Annotated in this window: 18 protein-coding genes, 1 tRNA gene and 1 pseudogene; 6 read left to right on the forward strand and 14 right to left on the reverse strand. The window is 30.6% G+C overall.

What is annotated here, in order from left to right; translation table 11 throughout:
* The 3 genes from Q0409_RS01725 to Q0409_RS01735 form a co-directional block, all read right to left on the reverse strand.
* Nucleotides 1-311: hypothetical protein (locus tag Q0409_RS01725; protein WP_298534420.1), on the reverse strand; the 311-nt coding region annotated here is incomplete at its 3' end.
* A 14-nt stretch (nt 312-325) separates the two neighbouring features.
* The gene (locus Q0409_RS01730) at nt 326-730 is read right to left on the reverse strand and encodes a hypothetical protein (protein WP_298534423.1); all 405 of its coding nucleotides are present in this window, start codon (nt 728-730) and stop codon (nt 326-328) included.
* Between the two features lie 35 nt (nt 731-765).
* Nucleotides 766-1,002: a hypothetical protein gene (locus tag Q0409_RS01735; RefSeq protein WP_298534426.1), complete on the reverse strand. Its 237-nt coding sequence runs from the start codon at nt 1,000-1,002 to the stop codon at nt 766-768.
* Between the two features lie 180 nt (nt 1,003-1,182).
* Between Q0409_RS01735 and Q0409_RS01740 the strand changes: the two genes are divergently transcribed.
* From Q0409_RS01740 to Q0409_RS01755, 4 genes are all read left to right on the forward strand, one after another.
* Nucleotides 1,183-1,413, forward strand: a complete 231-nt coding sequence (locus Q0409_RS01740; RefSeq protein ID WP_292787930.1) for a zinc ribbon domain-containing protein — start codon at nt 1,183-1,185, stop codon at nt 1,411-1,413.
* 91 nt (nt 1,414-1,504) lie between these two features.
* On the forward strand, nt 1,505-1,852 hold the full coding sequence (locus tag Q0409_RS01745) for a hypothetical protein (protein WP_298534429.1): 348 nt from the start codon (nt 1,505-1,507) through the stop codon (nt 1,850-1,852).
* A gap of 2 nt (nt 1,853-1,854) precedes the next feature.
* Entirely contained in the window at nt 1,855-3,162 is a 1,308-nt protein-coding gene (locus tag Q0409_RS01750) for an adhesin (protein WP_298534432.1), read from the forward strand.
* Between the two features lie 16 nt (nt 3,163-3,178).
* Nucleotides 3,179-4,114, forward strand: a complete 936-nt coding sequence (locus Q0409_RS01755) for a hypothetical protein (RefSeq protein WP_298534435.1) — start codon at nt 3,179-3,181, stop codon at nt 4,112-4,114.
* Between the two features lie 142 nt (nt 4,115-4,256).
* On the opposite strand, the gene rimI is transcribed toward Q0409_RS01755, so the two are convergent.
* Nucleotides 4,257-4,703, reverse strand: a complete 447-nt coding sequence (gene rimI, locus Q0409_RS01760) for a ribosomal protein S18-alanine N-acetyltransferase (RefSeq protein WP_298534438.1) — start codon at nt 4,701-4,703, stop codon at nt 4,257-4,259.
* Between the two features lie 213 nt (nt 4,704-4,916).
* On the opposite strand from rimI, the gene Q0409_RS01765 reads away from it, so the two are divergent.
* On the forward strand, nt 4,917-5,327 hold the full coding sequence (locus Q0409_RS01765; RefSeq protein WP_298534441.1) for a UPF0146 family protein: 411 nt from the start codon (nt 4,917-4,919) through the stop codon (nt 5,325-5,327).
* A gap of 170 nt (nt 5,328-5,497) precedes the next feature.
* A complete protein-coding gene (locus tag Q0409_RS01770) occupies nt 5,498-8,176 on the forward strand; it encodes a cation-transporting P-type ATPase (protein WP_298534456.1) in 2,679 nt (892 codons plus the stop codon).
* 837 nt (nt 8,177-9,013) lie between these two features.
* Here Q0409_RS01770 and Q0409_RS01775 read toward each other — a convergent pair.
* The 10 genes and pseudogenes from Q0409_RS01775 to Q0409_RS01820 all read right to left on the reverse strand — a co-directional run.
* Nucleotides 9,014-9,097 (reverse strand) — tRNA-Ser (locus Q0409_RS01775).
* A 119-nt stretch (nt 9,098-9,216) separates the two neighbouring features.
* Nucleotides 9,217-9,522: a 30S ribosomal protein S10 gene (gene rpsJ, locus Q0409_RS01780; protein WP_292776411.1), complete on the reverse strand. Its 306-nt coding sequence runs from the start codon at nt 9,520-9,522 to the stop codon at nt 9,217-9,219.
* A gap of 224 nt (nt 9,523-9,746) precedes the next feature.
* Entirely contained in the window at nt 9,747-10,988 is a 1,242-nt protein-coding gene (tuf, locus tag Q0409_RS01785) for a translation elongation factor EF-1 subunit alpha (protein WP_298534444.1), read from the reverse strand.
* 492 nt (nt 10,989-11,480) lie between these two features.
* On the reverse strand, nt 11,481-13,676 hold the full coding sequence (locus Q0409_RS01790) for an elongation factor EF-2 (protein ID WP_298534447.1): 2,196 nt from the start codon (nt 13,674-13,676) through the stop codon (nt 11,481-11,483).
* A 196-nt stretch (nt 13,677-13,872) separates the two neighbouring features.
* On the reverse strand, nt 13,873-14,433 hold the full coding sequence (locus Q0409_RS01795; protein WP_295605545.1) for a 30S ribosomal protein S7: 561 nt from the start codon (nt 14,431-14,433) through the stop codon (nt 13,873-13,875).
* 14 nt (nt 14,434-14,447) lie between these two features.
* Nucleotides 14,448-14,873 (reverse strand): 30S ribosomal protein S12, encoded by a 426-nt coding sequence (locus Q0409_RS01800; protein WP_067147408.1) that lies wholly within the window; start codon nt 14,871-14,873, stop codon nt 14,448-14,450.
* 766 nt (nt 14,874-15,639) lie between these two features.
* Nucleotides 15,640-16,071 (reverse strand): NusA-like transcription termination signal-binding factor, encoded by a 432-nt coding sequence (locus tag Q0409_RS01805; RefSeq protein WP_298534451.1) that lies wholly within the window; start codon nt 16,069-16,071, stop codon nt 15,640-15,642.
* Between the two features lie 5 nt (nt 16,072-16,076).
* The gene (locus Q0409_RS01810) at nt 16,077-16,376 is read right to left on the reverse strand and encodes a 50S ribosomal protein L30e (RefSeq protein WP_296856561.1); all 300 of its coding nucleotides are present in this window, start codon (nt 16,374-16,376) and stop codon (nt 16,077-16,079) included.
* 397 nt (nt 16,377-16,773) lie between these two features.
* Nucleotides 16,774-18,444, reverse strand: coding sequence for a DNA-directed RNA polymerase subunit A'' (gene rpoA2, locus Q0409_RS01815; RefSeq protein WP_366940039.1), 1,671 nt, complete (start codon nt 18,442-18,444; stop codon nt 16,774-16,776).
* A gap of 16 nt (nt 18,445-18,460) precedes the next feature.
* Nucleotides 18,461-18,913, reverse strand: a pseudogene (locus Q0409_RS01820) (DNA-directed RNA polymerase subunit A'); the annotation flags it as partial.

The following is an 18,913-nucleotide window of genomic DNA, read 5'->3' on the forward strand; positions in this document are numbered from 1 at the left end:
GAATAAACGATAACTATAGATGAATACAATGAGGACAAATCGGACTTATTAAGTCTTAAGTCAATGATTTCACTATAAAAAATTTTAAGGGAACCCATGGATTTGCGTTGAAGCAATGATTTCTTTTTCAATAAAATGTAATTCTCTTCCAGAGAAGTTTCAGATATGATGTTTGAACTCATGCAGGATTTGGAAAATGCTTGAAAGTCCAAAGCTTGCCCATCATCTTTAGAGCTTAATCTCTTTTGTGAAAAAGAAAAATTAAGGAGATATCTAGAATCTGGAGAGTAACTTGAATTATTTTTATCCATAATATCACATTAAATTAAATTGAAGTATTTATTTTCCCCTCTAAAAAATACAATATAATTAAATAAATCACCATAGATCCAAAATAGCAGATAACATCAATAAAGTCAAGTATTGCTCCTGCTTTGATAAACAATGCCACATATTCCCAAACAAATGAAGCCAAGATAGTCACGATAATTATTAGCCAAACATTAGTCAATTTATAAGGATAAACAATATTCAAAAAGCTTAATAACACAACAATAGCTAAAAAATCATTGAAATAGAACATGAAAAACCAATTGATTTCATGCAAGAAATGATTATTCAATAAGTAAAGGGACAAACCTACAATCAAGATGATAAGATTATAGATTCTGAAATTTTTGTCATTTTTTTCAAATGAAAATCTTTTGAATAAATTCTCTAAATCAAACATTCAAATCAAAATTCTTAAGACTATATTTTATTTGATTAATCAAAAGTCATTATAAAAATAGCTATCAATAAAACAATAACCATTAAAATGATCAAAAAGGTAGTGTTGCTAAGTGAAATGGATTTATAAAATCCATTAACGCTTCCTTGTTTATCATATCCATCATATTCCCTTTGATTATAGTCTCTTTGATAATCCTCTTCATTATCTGTTTCTATAATCTGCTTATCCTTTACTTCATAATCATCAATTTCAATTATGTCATCAGCCATATTATCACCATATTGACAGTGCATCTTCATCTAATTTTTACTAATTAGAAATTTATAAATCTTTTTATAAATAATTGCCCTAAATAAATCCTTAAATAAATTATAGATATCTATAAAAATAAATAAGATAATAATTAAATTATATTTAGTTTACTACAATTTTAAGTTGAAGGTGAAATAATGAACCAATTTTGTCCAAAATGTGGATCAAAACTTTTTGACCCCAATGCGAAGTTCTGCAGCCAATGCGGAGCTAATTTAACTGAAAAAAAGGAAATTGACCCTAAGGACTTGCCAGAAGAAAGAATCGATTTAAGGGAAGGCATGACCAATAGAAATACTGGAATGTGGAAATCAACCAAATGGGGAAGACGAAAGAAAAAACCAGTTAATTGGGACATGGAAAAATAATGCTTTTATACATTAACAAAAATTAAAAAATAAAAGTAAAAATAAAAAATAAAAAATAAAAAAGATTTATTATAATTTTTGGAGATTAAAAATGAGAACAAAAGAGGAAATTGGAGAAAAGATTGAATTACTAAATGATAAGATTGCAGGATTAAGAGCAGAGGAAGATGAACTCACAAACGAGCTTAAAGTAATCCTTGCAGGATCTGAATTGCAATCAATTATGCTAACAAGCACTTTAGTCAATTCTGAAACTCAGAATCGTGACCTTCTTGAAAAGTTTGAGAAAAGAGCTGAAGAATTAAACAAAAGATATGAAGAGGCATCCGTTGAAGGAAATGTAGAATTGAAAAACCAGACCCATGCCATGATCTGGACAAATGACATAAGACTAGATACCATCAAATGGGTTCTTGAAGAAGACGATGAAGTGATTTAAACATGAAAAAGATTATTCCGATATTGCTTTTATCATTAATCATTTTATGCCCAATAATTGCTGAAAGTGCAGATGCAACAACTGTATTTCTGACTTCAGACAATTTGCATGAGCATGATGCGGATTTCGCAAGATTGAATGATATTAAAGAGAGAATTGAATCAAAAACCAATGGAGACATTGTTGTTGTGGTTGATGATTCAGCTTCAAATCCTGGAGAAGGGACAAGGGTAATGGGCGCTAGATGTGATGTAGCAGTTTCAATTGCTGGCGCTTGTGCAGGAAATTTAGTTGACCTTGCAGACTATTCCACTAAAGTAAACAAGAAGATCATCTATGTAAATGCAGGTACACTCGACCTGAATACAATAAATTTCCTTAGAAGATCCTATGATGACAATTGGTCACATTACACATTCGCATCAGTCAAAAGCCCTGGAAAGTTCTTGAATGATGCGGGAATAACCTTGATTCAACCTGCTCAGGAATACCCTGATGATTGCTATAAAGGAATAATCGCATATGACAGCGATAATGTTAACGAATACATTGCAAATGAAATCATTAATTCAATTTATGCTGGAACAAATGAAAACAAGCAATTGGATACAGATTTAATAGTTTATCACAAGCTAGATCCTAAATATTTAGCAGAAGATTCTAAAAAAATTGTTGATGGGCATGGCAGGGATATGCAGGACTCATATGGTTCCTACACCACACAGCAATTGCTGTATATGAGCGCTTCATACATAGGAGGATATGGCCTGGAAGTTCCTGGAGAATTTGGAGCTCCAGATAACCCACAAAAATATTCAAGCTTTACAAAAGGAGAATATTCATTTAACGATTATTACAATATGGCAGATATGGTTGTAGACTATATGAATGAACATGGAAAAGCGCCAGATTCCATTAATTATGAAGGTGCAACCATCGGTTATTATGACTTGGTTTACAATTTTGCACTTCTTACAGAAGATGACACAAGTGCAAGCACTATGAATTTCCCATCAGAAATGGCATTCCATAAATATTACAGCGATTTACTATTTGAACTCTTGCCAATAGGAATGATAATCGTTGCAATAATTCTAATCCTATTGATAGTTAGAAGTATAATAAGAAGAATAAAAAGAAGGATAAGAAGACGAAAGGAAAGGAAATATAGGAAAAGAATGCAAAGGGAAAGATATAGCAGAAATCCTAGACAATTCCATAGAAATATAGATTCAAGATACTATTCAGATTACGATTATCCTTCCAATCAGCCAAAAAGATTGAATAGGCAAGAAAGAAGACGCAGATAAATCAAGGAGTTTAAAAATGACAGAAGCTCAAAACAATGCAAAAAATGAAGAATATATTGATAGTTTAAAAGATGAAATAAGCTATTTAAGAGAGATTCTAGCTAGCAAACTCTTTGAAGAAGATAATTTGATAAATTTCACCTGCAGAGAAATTGAAACAGATTATTCCTTGAAATTTGGAGTTTATAAATACAAGATTAAAGATTATAAACTTAAAATCAAGAAAACAAAAAGAACAATTGAAATGATTAAGAAAATGGTTAACCAACAATCATCTAATCAATTCAATAAGGAATTAAGCGATTTAGAGGAAAATCAAATCAAGATCAATAAGACCAAAATCAATAAGCCAAAAATCAATATGAGTGAAATTGAAAGCCATATTGAAAATGAGTTTAAAGAGGAAGATTTGGAATTGCAAACAGAAACTGCAAAAGTGAATATTCTTATTGAAGAGCATAAGAACAATTTAAGCAAAAAACAGGATTTCAAACAATTGCACTCAATTTATAAGGAGTGCATAAGAAAAATCCATCCTGATTTATTGCTTGAGCCAACAGACTATGAGGAAAACTTATTCTATAGCTCTAAAGAGGCTTATGAAGATAGGGATTTGGAGGAATTGAAATCCACTCAAAACCTTATAAATAGGCATGAAATTGAAAATCAGCCAAAAACCGTTGAAGACTTTGAAAGGCTAAGAAACAAGCTTGAAATCAATATAGAACTTGAAGATAAGGAAATTTCAAGTATAGTCAACTCCAAACCATATACTCAACAGAAGTTCTTATTGGATACAAAGAAAGTGAACAACTATAGGGAAGGATTGGTGACATCTTTATTGGAAGTTGAAAAAGAGTATATAAAAATCAATAAAGACTTGACCGAACTTAAAAAAGAGAACAATCTTAGCTATAGATTAGATTTGACTAAAAATAATTCAAATGAGTAATTTTTTTTATTTTATTAAATTTATTTTAATTTATTTTATTTATTTTATTTAATTAATTTATTTTATTTAATTAATTTATTTTATTTAATTAATTTATTAATTATTAATTTTATTTATTTATTCATTGTATTAACTTATTTTATTAATTGCTGATTTTATTGGTGTTGAATAACATTACATAAGCATCAGATCCGTCCTCATAGTAATTAGGAACTTTCCTATCGATTTCAAAACCGAATTTTTGATAGAAGCTGACTGCAGCTTCATTATGGGATTTCACTTCCAAGGTTATTCTGTGAATATCAATATTTTTGAATATGCTTATTGCCATCATAAGCAATCGAGTTGCTATATGCTGTCTGCGGAATCTGCTATCGACTGCAAGAGCAATAATATGACCTAATCCTTCTTCTTTTACCCAAAAAATAATATATCCTACAATTTCACCATCTTCAACAGCTACAAGAAAACCAGCGCCTATTTCATATAATTGCTGAAGAATGGCCAATTCATAAGGTGTGGAAAAGGACTCAACTTCAATTTGATATACCCTAGCCAAATCAGAAGGGACAAATTCGCGTATAAACATAAAAACACTTTAAAAATCAATGAATTATTTTCTTAATCATTATTTATAATTAAAAATTTATATTAATATTATTTAATTTACTCTATTAAAAAGATTTCTAAAAATTAAATTATAAGCAAAAAATTAAGATAAAATAAAAGTAAAACAGAACATATTAAATTATTAAAAGATAAATAAATTATTAAGAATAAAAAAACTTCAAAAGGAATAGAAATGTGGAACGATTTAGAGGAATTCATACTTAAATTAGCTATTGAAAATAGTGAAAAAACAGGCAGAAAAACAAAGATAGTTGAAATTGGAGCAGGAAAATTCCAAACAATCTCTAAGAATTTAAGTGAAGATGGAAATATTGACATTATAATGACAGATATCGATCCTGCAAATGAAAACATTATAAAAGATGATGTTTTCAATCCAAACATGAGTATCTATAAGGATGCAGACATATTGTTTTCAATAAGACCCCCTGCAGAATTGCAGGAAGCGATTATGAAAATAAGGGATAATGTTGACGCTACATTAATCATAAAACCATTGTTCAATGAGGATTTGAACATGAAAACCAAAAAAATGAAGTTAAAAAATTATAATCGTGCCTCATTTTACATATATGAAAGATAAATAAGGGATTTTGAAAGTTAAAACCTTAAAGGTTTAAATAACATAAATTAAAGATATAAATTTACACATTATATATCATATATAAATATAGTATAAAAAATCATGAAAATCTCAAAATGGAGATTTCAAAAAACTATTTTTAGCAAATTATGAACTTGGGGATTATATTGATAGAAGAAATATTAAAGCAGTACTCCACTCAAAAAGAAGGATTGAACAGCACTGAAGCTAATGCTCGATTAGAAAAATACGGCTTAAACAAGCTTCAGGAAAAGAAAAAAGATAGTCCTTTGAAATTATTTTTATCCCAATTCTTGGATGTTTTAATATTCATGCTTATAATTGCAGCCATTGCAAGCTATATGATTGGAAATCATTTGGATGCAATTGTTATACTTATAGTTGTAATAATTAACTCAATAATCGGTTTTACCCAAGAATATCGTGCGGAAAATGCTATGGAAAAGCTTAAAAGTTTAGTCCATACAGATGCACACGTTAAAAGAGATGGGCACATCAAAAGAATCCCTAGTGAAAATCTTGTTTTAGGGGATATTGTAATTCTTGAAGAGGGAGATAAAGTTCCTGCAGATTTGATTTTAATTGAATCTTATGATTTGAGAGTGGATGAATCCTCCTTAACTGGAGAGTCTGATTTTGTTAAAAAAGATACCAATTATGAAAGAGTATCCGATTTCTCAAATAAGATTAAAGATATTAAAAAATATTCAAAAGAGGAAGATATCCAATCTAAACTTGTATCCATGAATTCAAATGTAATCTTTGGAAAAGGAACCGGTGTTGTAATAGCTACTGGAATGGAAACAACCATCGGAAGAATAGCTACCATGATTCAAGAAGATGCAGAGGAAACACCTTTAACAATTCAAGTGGGCAGATTAGGTAAAAAAATTGGAATACTCTCCATAATCGTTTGTATATTCGTATTCATCATAGACTTTTATCAAGCCATGGACATTCTTGAAAGCTTTATGACCGCAGTTTCTCTTGCTGTTGCAGCTATTCCTGAAGGTCTTCCTGCAGTCTTGACTTTGACTTTGGCATTAGGAATGCAAAAGATGGCAAAATCCAATGCAATCGTTAAAAAATTGTCATCTGTAGAAACATTAGGATCATGCACTTACATCTGTACAGATAAAACTGGAACTTTAACAGAAAACAAAATGACAGTTAGAACCCCTTTCTTAACCAGTCAAGAGAATGGTGTATTAATTGCAGGATTATGTAACGGCGTTAGATACGAAGATGATGAATTGATTGGAAACCCTACTGATTTGGCATCATACCACTTCGCACTTGACAATGATTTTGAAAAGCTTAAAGCAGATAGGAATTTTGAAAAAGAATTGGAAATACCTTTTGACAGCAATAGAAAAAGAATGACCTTCATTTACAGTGAAACAGATAAGGAAAACAATAAAGATTATTACGTTTTAACAAAAGGAGCTCCTGAACTGATTTTAGACTTATCTAATAAGATCGATTTCAATGGACATATAAACAATTTCGATGATTATACCAAAAAGGAAATAATGCGCGAAATTGACAGAATGACAAGAATGTCTTTAAGGGTTATAGCTCTTGCTTACAATAAAATTGATACAGAAGAATATGAAAAGGTTTCAGATTTAGACAATAAGGAAATTGAAAAAGGGGATTCTGAAATTCATAGAACCTATTCCAAGAATAAGCATCATGGAGAATCTTTTGAAAAAGATTTGATATTTGCAGGCCTTCTAGGAATCATGGACCCTCCAAGGCCAGAAGCTATTGACGCTATATCAGATTGTCAAAAGGCAGGAATCAATGTAGTGATGATTACTGGAGACCACAAGGATACTGCTACTGCAATAGCTATGGAATTGGGCATTCTCCCTAGAGATTACTATATCCATGAAGAAAATTATAATAATTCAATCTTAACTGGACAGGAATTGGAAGATTTAAGTGATGAGGAATACAATGAAATTGCAAAGGACATCAAAGTTTATGCAAGAGTGTATCCTGAACAGAAAAGAAGAATCATTGAAGTTCTCCAAAACCATGGTGAAATCGTATCAATGACTGGTGATGGCGTAAATGATGCACCTGCACTTAAAAAGGCTTCAATTGGAGTGGCTATGGGTAGCGGTACAGATGTTACAAAAGAATCTGCAGATATGATTATTCAGGATGATAACTTTGCTACAATAGTCTCTTCAATAAAAGAAGGAAGAACAATCTTCGATAACATTAAAAGATTCTTAAAATTCCAATTATCCACAAATGTTGGAGCAATATTAACAATAACTATAGGATCATTATTGCCGATACCAACTCCATTTACCCCTATTCAACTTTTATGGATCAATATTATAATGGATGGGCCTCCTGCACAGTCATTAGGTTTGGAAGGACCAGAAAAAGACATAATGAGAAGACCTCCTGAAAAAGGAGAATTGATTAACAGAAAAACAATGATGAAGATAACAATTTCTGGAATCGTTATGGCAATAGGCACATTAGGACTATTCATTTATGAATTAAATACTGGAGTAGAAGATGTAAAGACCAAGGCCATTACCATCGCATTTACAGTATTTGTATTGTATCAATTGTTTAATGCATTGAATTACAGGTCCAGTTCAAAAGCAAGAAATACTGCACTTTGGTTATCCCTTATTGGATCATTCATATTGCAGGTCCTTGTTATTTATGTGCCATTCCTGCAAACAATCTTCAAGACCTGTGCAATTGGATTATTTGATTGGGCCTTAATCATCATTGTTTCAGCAATAATCTTGGTAACAGATAAGATTGCCAATAGAATTGTGGATGGAAACATTTAAACCGGTACATGAACTATGGTGCATGAATCATTGTACATGAATTAGGATACATGAACTGTATGTGAAAAATTTAAAAAAATTATAAATAGTATATTAACAAAAATATTATTAAATAAAATTATAATTATTAAATTAATTATTGATTTTTTTAGGAGGAATATTATGAATTTAGTAGCAGACATTATTAACGGACTTTCATCAATGTCCATTGTTATGATCATAGGTTTCATTTTTGTTGTTGCATTAATGACAGTCATAGCAAAAAAAGCTTAAGATAGATTTTTTATTAATTTTTAAAATTAATATTAAATCATCCAAATATTTACCACCATAAATACTTTTTTTAACCATCACAAAAAATTTTATTATCAAAAAAATCATCATCAAATCTCTATTTTTTAATAAATTATTAAATTTTACTAACTGTATATAGATTACTATTTTTCAAAAATTATAATTAAAAGATTATTTTAATTAAATTAAAACTATGTATGATTAAATTAAAAGTTTTATAAAAAGTACCATTTTAATGAAAGTTATGGTTGATTAAACTATGATGAATTTTTTAATCAAAAAATATGATTGAAAAATTGAATTTTTTATGAAAATTTAAAAGAAAATTGAAAATAAAATTAGAAAAAAATATTAGAAAAAATTCAAGAAAAAAAATTTAATAATTTTAACAAAATGAAAAAAAAATTAAAATTTTTAAAATATGGAAATTTAAAAAATTTATAATTTGAAAAAATTAGAAATTAAAAAAATTAAAATTTCAAAAAGAATAGAATTTCAAAAAATATTAGAAATTAAAAATAATAAAAAAAGTAATAATAGAAACGCCGAGACTGGGATTTGAACCCAGGCGGCTATTACACCACGGGATTTCAAGTCCCGCGCCTTACCAGGCTAGACTATCTCGGCATATGAATATGTAAATAATATAAATATGATTAATGGTAATCTAATTAGAAAATTTAATATAAATTAAAAATAAAAGTATGAAAATTAATTCTGAAAATAATTTCAGAACAATAACTTAATTATTTAAGTTCAATTTCAATACTTACGTTATCTGGAACGCTTACTTTCATAATTTGTCTCATAGCTCTTTCATCAGCACCAATTCCAATTAAACGTTTGTGGATACGAAGTTCCCATTTTTCCCAAGTAGCTTTTCCTTCTCCATCTGGAGATTTTCTAGTTGGTACAACTAATTTTTTAGTAGGTAATGGAATAGGGCCAGAAATATCTACACCAGTTCTTTCAGAAATTTTCTTTAACTGGTCACAGACATAATTAATTTTTTCAGGATCAGTACCTGTAAGTTTAATTCTAGCTTGATTCATTTTAATCCTCCTTAAACAGGTAAATAATCTAGTTTAAACCTAAAATATGATTAAACTAGATTACTAGATTAAAACATACTATAGATTTAAAATAAGTATTATTTAAAACCTAAAAATAAAGATTTGATTTATTAGAAAAATTAAGCTTTCTCTAATAAATTTTCAAAATTAAAACTAAAAAAAAATAAAAAATGAATAATTTAATTAAAAATTAATCATTGATCTTATTTTTTATCAGTTACTTTAAGACATAAACCAGCTGCTACGGTTTGACCCATATCTCTGATAGCGAATCTTCCCATTGGAGGAATGCTTGCAGCTTCTTCCATAACCATAGGTTTGGTAGGTTTAATTTGTACAATAGCTGCGTCACCAGTTTTAATGAAGTCAGGTTTGGTTGCTTCAGGTTGACCGGTAGCAGGGTCGAGTTTAGAAGTTAAGTCTAAGAAAGTACATGCAGTTTGTGAAGTGTGACAGTGGAATACAGGAGTGTATCCAACGGTAATTACACCAGGGTGTTGTAATACTACAACTTGTGCAGTAAATTCTTTAGCTACGGTAGGAGCGTCAGTAGTGTGTCCAGCTACGTCTCCTCTTCTGATATCGTTTTTACCTACACCTCTTACGTTGAATCCGATGTTGTCACCAGGTTCAGCTTCAGGGAAAGTTTCGTGGTGCATTTCGATAGATTTTACTTCACCAGATACTCCAGCAGGTTCAAAGATAACGTTGTCTCCTTGTTTCATGATACCAGTTTCTACTCTTCCTACAGGTACAGTACCTACACCAGTAATGGAGTATACGTCTTGAATAGGAATTCTTAATGGTAAGTCGACAGGTTTTTCAGGTGGTACTAATTTGTCTAATTCCTCCATTAATGGACTGCCTTTGTACCAGCTCATGTTGTCAGATAATTCTTTGATGTTGTCTCCTTCAAATGCAGACATTGGGATGAAAGGAGTGCTTGCTGGGTCTCTACCGATGGATCTGAGTAAGTCAGATACTTCATCTTTTACTTCGTTGAATCTGTCTTCACTGTAATCTACCATATCCATTTTGTTTACAGCAATGATTAATTGTTTAATACCTAAAGTCATGGATAAGAACATGTGTTCTTTGGTTTGTGGCATTACACCGTCGTTAGCAGCTACTACTAATACAGCTGCGTCAGCTTGGGATGCACCAGTAATCATGTTTTTAACGAAGTCTCTGTGTCCAGGACAGTCTACTACAGTGTAGTCGTATTTGTTGGTGGAGAATTTTTGGTGAGCTAAGTCAATGGTTACTCCTCTTTCTCTTTCTTCACCTAATTTGTCCATAACAAATCTGAATTTGTCTTCACCTTCATCTAATTGTTGTTCAGCGATTGCACCAGCTTTTAATAATAAGTGTCCTACTAAAGTGGATTTACCGTGGTCAACGTGTCCAATAAATGCTAAATTTAAATGTTCTTTTGCTTTTGCCATTATAAAAACCTCTTTTTATAAATTGTATATAAGTTAAGTATATAATTAAGTAATATTATTTGTTAAGTTATTTATATTGTTGAATATTTTTGAAATACTTATGAATTAATAATCAATAAATGTTATCAAAGATATATCAACGGATTTATTCTATAACTTACATGTAAAAATTACATGGTAACAATTACATGCAATATAAAATAAATCACATGTAATATAAGAATACTCAACTATATGTATATTATTATATTTTTTATAATATATAAACTATATGATTATACCACTATTTTTTTAATAATTGAAAAAACTAAAAAAACAGCATATTAAGTATAAAACTTAATGAAATTTAATTAAAAAATAATTAATTAAAATAAAAAATTAAAATTAGGAAAAATTCCTAATTTAATAAAAACAGATCAGAAAAAATTAAGATAAAGATTATCTTAATTTAACTTAGAACTTATCTAAATTAGAACTTATCTAAATTAGAACTTATCCTAAGTAGTGGTCAGGACCAAATGGTTCTGGGGATAATCCTTTTCTTTCTCTGATTTGTCTGATAATTTGACTTTGCAATTCTCTAGGTAATCTTTCGAAACCGGAGTTTTCAGTAGACCATAAACATCTACCTTGGGTTGCAGATCTGATTTCACCAGCGAAACCAAACATTTCAGCTACAGGTACTTTAGCTTCAACGTTTACCATATCACCTTCAGTTGGCATATCTACAATTTGACCTCTTCTGTTTAAGATTTCTTTAGTAACAGATCCCATATAGTCAGTAGGAGTGTTAATGAAAACTTTTTGAACAGGTTCAAGTAAGGTAGGGTCAGCCATCATCATACCACCTTTAATAGCGTTACGGATAGCAGGTAAAATTTGAGCAGGTCCTCTGTGAACTGCGTCTTCGTGAAGTTTTGCATCTACAAGAGTGAATTTCATACCCATTGCAATTTCGTTTGCAACTGGACCTTCTTCAAGTGCAGATTCGAAACCTTCAATAACAAGCTCTTTGATCTCATCTAAGTATTGAATACCACGAGTCATGTTGATGAATAAGGATTTGTTGTAAACATCCCATACTCTTCTAGCTTCTTCTTTGTCAAGACCATGTTCAATGAATTTTTGAGCTTCTTCCTTATCTTTGATTTTACCTTCTTTGATGTCACCATTTTGCAATGCTTGGAAGATTGAATCTTCTAAAGGTGCAACTTCAAGGTATAATCTGTTATGCTTGTTAGGAGATTTACCCTCTACTGGGTTAGCAGTTTTTCCTGCAACGGTTTCTCTGTATACAACAATAGGTTCAGAAGTGTTGATATCTACACCTTTGTTGTTGATTCTTACACCGATAACTTCTAAGTGAAGTTCTCCCATACCGGAAACTAAGTGTTCACCAGTTTCTTCGTTAATGTTAACGTGAATGGTAGGGTCTTCTTTTGCAGTTTGTCTTAATACTTCAATAAGTTTTGGTAAGTCTTTAGTGTTTTTAGCTTCTACAGCTACAGTAACTACAGGTTCAGAAATGTGTTCAATTCCTTCAAACTCTACAATCTTGTTTTCAGGAGAACAAATGGTTTCCCCTGCGGTAGCTCCTTTTGCACCAGTGATGTAAACAATGTTACCAGCAGGAACCTTTTCAGTAGGAACTCTTTCAGGACCGAAGAAAACACCAACTTGTTGTACTCTGGATCTAGCTTGACCTCCTACCAAGAACACTTCAGTACCTTGTTCTACAGTACCACCGTATACTCTACCGGTAGCTACTTCACCAGCGTGCTTATCTACAGATACATTAGTAACCATTACAGCTAAAGGTCCATCAGGGCTGGTGTTAACCATGGTTTGACCAGCTTCACTTTCAATGTCTCCATCCCAAATGTTAGGACATCTGTATTGTTGGGAAACTTCAGGAGAAGGTAAGTGTTCTACTACCATACCTAATAATACTTCAGCTAAAGGCACTTTTTTAGCTAATTCTTTTTGGTTTTCATCATTACAGTAATCAATGATGTCTTTAAAGTTGATTCCAGTTTCTTGCATCATTGGAATGTTAATAGCCCAGTTGTGGTATGCTGAACCGAATGCTACACTACCGTCATCCACTTTTACAAGCCATTCATCTTTTTTATCTTTAGGAGCCATTTTACTGATTAATTTGTTAGCTTCATTGATGATTCCAATGAATTTATTTGCTAATTCTTCTGGTCCTAATTTTACTTCGTTGATTAATCTGTCAACTTTGTTAATGAATAATACTGGTTTAACTTTTTCTCTTAAAGCTTGTCTAAGTACAGTTTCAGTTTGAGGCATGATACCTTCTACTGCACATACAACTACTACTGCACCGTCTACAGCTCTCATTGCACGGGTAACGTCTCCACCGAAGTCAACGTGACCAGGAGTGTCAATTAAGTTAATTAAATATTCATCATCATGATATTCGTGTACCATAGATACGTTTGCAGCGTCAATGGTAATACCACGAGCTTGTTCTTGTTCGTCAAAATCTAAGAATCTTTGATCTCCAGCAAGTTCTTCAGAAATCATTCCTGCACCTGCTAAGAGATTGTCGGATAAAGTAGTTTTACCGTGGTCAATGTGTGCACAAATACCAATGTTTCTGATATTTGTAGGTTGATACATCAATTCTTTGATTTTTGCAATCATTTTGTCTCGTCTACTCAAAATCATCACCTATAAACATTAGTTTATTATTTTAGTCTATATAAGTCAATATTATGTCTTTAATTAAAAAAATAAAAAAATATAAAAATCAACCAGAATTGGGTTAGAATGCTTTTTTAAAAATTTAATTAAAAATTTAAAAAAGAAATTAAAAAGAAAATTCTGATTAATTCTATAATTATTAAAAACACTAAAATTAGTGTGCTGCTTTTGCAACTCTTTCTTTTTCTTCTTTTTTCTGTAAAGCGAAACTTCTAGTATCTTCTTCAGATGCAAAGATTAATTCGTTTGCTAAACATTCAGCTACAGATTTTCTGTTTTTGAATGCAGATTGTAAAGTTCCTCTAGTTAAGAATCCTAAAGAAAGGTCTACTCTTCTTTGTGGAGAAATGTCTACAGCTACTTGGTATCCAATACCACCGTATTTAATACGGGTAGTTTCTTCACGTGGAGAAGTGTTTTCTACAGCAGTAACTAAAACTTGAACAGGGTTCTTTTTAGTTCTTTTGTGAATAATTTCTAAAGCTTCTTTTACAATATTGTAAGCTTTGTTCTTTTTACCAGAGTTTCTTTGGGTTCTCATGATTTTGTTCATTAATCTTTCTACAATAGAAACTTTGGATTTTGCGAATTGTCTTTTTACGTGTCTACCTAAAGTATGAGGAACGATAGTTTCATCTAAGCAGATGTATCTCTTTAAACCTAAATCTTGTACCTCTACTTCGTCAAGGTCCCATTTATCAAATAATTTAGCCATGAAAATTACCTCAATTATCTTACTGGTTTATCAATTTTTCCGCTTACCATTTCGGATAAAGCAACATTGTTAACTTTACTTACTTTCCAACGAACTCCTGGAATGTCACCCATAGATCTTCCAGATGGTCCACCGATACCTTCAATCATAACTTCATCGTGCTCATCGATAAAACCGATTGCTCCATCACCTGGTGCAAATGCAGTTAATTGTTTACCGTTTTTGATTAATTGAACACGAACACATTTACGAATAGCAGAGTTAGGTTGCTTTGCTTCAATTCCTACTTTTTCAATAACGATTCCTCTAGCTTGAGGTGCCCCTTCGAGAGGGTCTGCTTTTACATCTAAACGTAATGCTCTTCTTTTGTAGTCTACGTCTTTCCATTTAAAATTTTGTCTATTCTTTTTAAGCTTTTTAGCAGCAAAAAGTCCTGGCATATTTATTCTTCCTCTAAATTTTTACGACAAATGTCTTTTTGAATAAATAATAAGATTAAAATAATTAATTCCATTAGATAGAAGTCCACCGCTGCGATTTACTATTATACTCAAAATCTCTACTCAAACATCTAAACTAAGGTGATTAAGCTTAATTTAGATTCAAAATACTAAAATTATACGATAAAATAACCATATAATAGCAATCAAAACTCCTATACAAAATAGAATATAAGTATAGAATCTAATTAAATGCATTAATTAAACGATATTCTGTGATTATTTAATTAATGTTTGAATCATTGAAAATCGATTATTGAAATTCAATGATGTGAAAATAATATAGGTAAAACTATAATAAATACAAGAAAACTATAGCCAAAACGCACACATAGCTATTAGTTTTAGAAATAAAGAAATTATAGCTAATAACTTATATTAATTAACATTAAAAATTAAGATAAAATTTTTTACACACAAATGTTAATTTAACATAATGTTACCTATTATAATAATATATTATAATAACTTTATTAATAAATGTTTGGTTTTTTGATGTATAATGGTGATGAAATTACTAAATAAAATTAGAAATAATTGAAAAAATTAAAAAAATGAAATATTAAAAAATGAAAAATTAAAAAATAAAAAGTTAACATGACCTAAATTGTTAGATCATGTGTGATTAATCATAAACAATAATGCAAAACAAAAATATTAGAAAAGAATTATTTTAAAATGTATTTAAAAAAATTATTTTTAAAGATTATTTTAAAATAATATTATTAATATCATGTTGTCTTTTAGCTAATAATTTTGCTCTTTCAATGTTAATACCGTTTTTACCAATAGCTATTCTTTTATTGGAAGAGTCTGTATTGACGATAGCTATTTTTTCATCATTGTTTTTCTCAACGATTTTAATGGATTTCAATTCAGCAGGGGATAAAACGTTTTTAATGAATTGAGCAGGATCTTCATTGTGCTCAATGATTTCAACTCCTCTTCCAACTGCTTTTTTAACTTTGGTTACAGTGCTTCCACCTTTACCAATAGCTAAACCCATATCACCGTTTTTAACAACAAAGGTAACTTTGGCATTATCATCATCAAGTATGCAATCTTTAACCATTGCACCAGTCATGCTCTCAAAGAGAGCTATAAAACGGATTTCATTTGCATTAAATTTAATAGACACAAAATCTACCCCATTTTTTCTAAGATAGTAGAATCTCCTGGATCGTTTATGATTAAAGTAGCAACAGTAAATGGTTTACCACAAACAGAACCTAAGTCTACACTTGTACCTTCATATACAATGAAAGGAATTTCAGAGAGATTTGCATAATATTCTACATCTTCTAAAATTTCTTTAGGACTGTTAGCTGCAACAACTGCAAGTCTACCTTTACCTAATTTTAAAGATTGAATAGATTTTTCTGAGCCGAGTGTAACATCTCCTGTATCTACTGCAACTCTTATTCCTCTTTCTATATCCATCATCTGCCTCCTAAATTTTAATTTAAAAAAATCATCTATCTCAAGATAAGAAAAATTTTACAAATATCATATCTTACTCAAGATAAAATTTTCATAGAGTAATAAAATATGTGCTATTAAATGAATAAAATTAAATAACAAATATGAAATTAAACTATTACATTTAATTATAATACATCTATTATTTATAATTTATTGATATTTTAATAGAATATTTTACAATAAAATCATTCTTAAAATCATAATTTTGGATTAATTGTTTAAAATTAATTGTTGTCTAAATTAATGTTTAAGAATAACTATGAATATGAAAATTATAGTAAATAAATAAAAAATTAAGAAAATATTAAAAATTAAAATATTTAATAAATTCTTAATAAATTTCTAATAATTTCTAATTTTAATATACATCTGGTTTCATTGTAACACTTACTGATCCAGTACCTAAAGGAATTGGTTGACCGATAATGATATTTTCAATAATACCAGTTAAATCATCCATTTCTCCTCTAATACTTGCATGAAGTAAATGCTTACCAGTTTCTTCAAATGCTGCACGAGCAAGAACACTTGATTTTTCACCACTAATACCATGTCTTCCAATGGATTTTACAACACCTTCAGAAGTCATCATATCAGCAACTAACATAATGTGTCTGATATCTACAGTCAAACCTTGGTCGGATAAGGTACGGTTTAACTCATAGACAATAGCGTTACGAGCAGCTTCAATACCTAATACAGTTTCAATTTCGTGAATGTCGTTAGTGGTTGATCTAGCTTTGTCAATACCTTCTTCATTGAAAATCGCTTTAAGGTTAGAACCTTCAGTATGAATAATCCATTCATCATCCCCTTTACGGATAATGACTTTACCAATACCTTTGGTTCCACTAATTTGCAAATCACGAACTTTATCAGCTAAAAGTCTGATTTCTCTGATAGTAGGATTTCTAGGTCTGAAAGTTAACTTATAGTCATCTTCAATTTCAACTTTCTTGAAGATTTTTTCAACTTGTGCAATAATGCTGTCATAGTCTAATCTTCTATCTTGAATTTTTCTCTCATCGAGAGTTACTATAACTTGCATTCCACCGTAATCTAAGTTGAAATCAGATAAGATATCGTTAATGGTACTTTTACCAATCTTATTCGCTAACTTTCTTACGAATTCCTCATCATTCTTGTACTCTTCCTCGAAGTAAATGTCCATAGTAGGTGTAGAAATCTTCTTTCTTGCATCTACAATTTCAATTAACCTTGGAAGACCGAGAGTTACGTTTAACTCAGCTACCCCTGCGTAGTGGAAAGTACGCATGGTCATCTGAGTACCCGGTTCACCTACAGATTGAGCCGCAACAGTTCCTACTGCCTCTCCAGCTTCAATATAAGATCTTTCGTAAGCTTCATCAACTTTAAGAACTAACTCATTTAACTCATCATCAGTTAACTCTCTTTTAATATAAACTCTCACTAAGTCTTTAATGTAACTTGGAGGGAACTTGATCTCGTTTTTAATGATTACATCTAAAACTTTTGAAATAACTTCAGGCACATAATCATATTCTTCAATGCTAAGTTCTTCTTCAAGAGACTTAATTAAATAGATAGTTCCATCTTTGGCATATTCAATATCTTTGCCCGCAAGCTCATTTTCAACAAGAACTAAGGTATTTAATTCATTATAAGTTAATTTATCTTTAACAAAAGTCATTGCAGATTCAATAATAGCAGTTTCAGCAACTTCTATTTCATTGTTTTCATATATTTCTTCTACAAGAACTATTTTAGTGACTATGTTATTTAATTCATCATCATCTAATTCACCATCACTGTAAAGTTGTGATAAGCTGATTACATAAATTTCAGATGAATTAACTTTATTCTTTTTAAAAGCCTTTTCAACAGTTTTGATGGAGTCAATTAAATCATCTAATTCCTCAATACTTAAATCTCCATCATCATAAGACTGTTGGAGATTTTTGATATATTCTTTAGAAAAATCAATTTTGCTCTTTTCAAATAATTCTTGAACATTAATTGCTTCAGATATTTCTTTAGTATCAGTCATAAAATTGCCCCCTCAATTAGTTATCCTTAATCCTCATTTCGTCAATAAGTTTGTCTAGGTTTGCTACATGACCGAAGTCACTTTTTGCTGGGTCAATACCTTCTTCACCGAATACACTTTGAATGACTTGACCTTTATTGTTAGTGACCAAACCATCTGATCTTACATTTAAGTCTTCAAGCGCATTTACAAGTCTTCTTTGCATATAACCTGATTGTGCTGTACGGATAGCAGTATCTACTAAACCTTCTCTTCCTCCCATAGCATGGAAGAAGAATTCTACAGGATCTAATCCTTCCTTATAACTGGAATGTACAAATCCTTTTGCTCTTGCCCCTAACTCATGTTTTCTGAAGTGAGGGAGTGGTCTTGCTAGATATCCTCTTGTAATACGTCCACCACGAACAGATTGCTGTCCTACACAAGCAGTAATCTGAGTAAGGTTCAACATGGATGCCCTTGCACCGGT

Source organism: uncultured Methanobrevibacter sp. (assembly GCF_937898925.1).
GTDB lineage: Archaea > Methanobacteriota > Methanobacteria > Methanobacteriales > Methanobacteriaceae > Methanobrevibacter.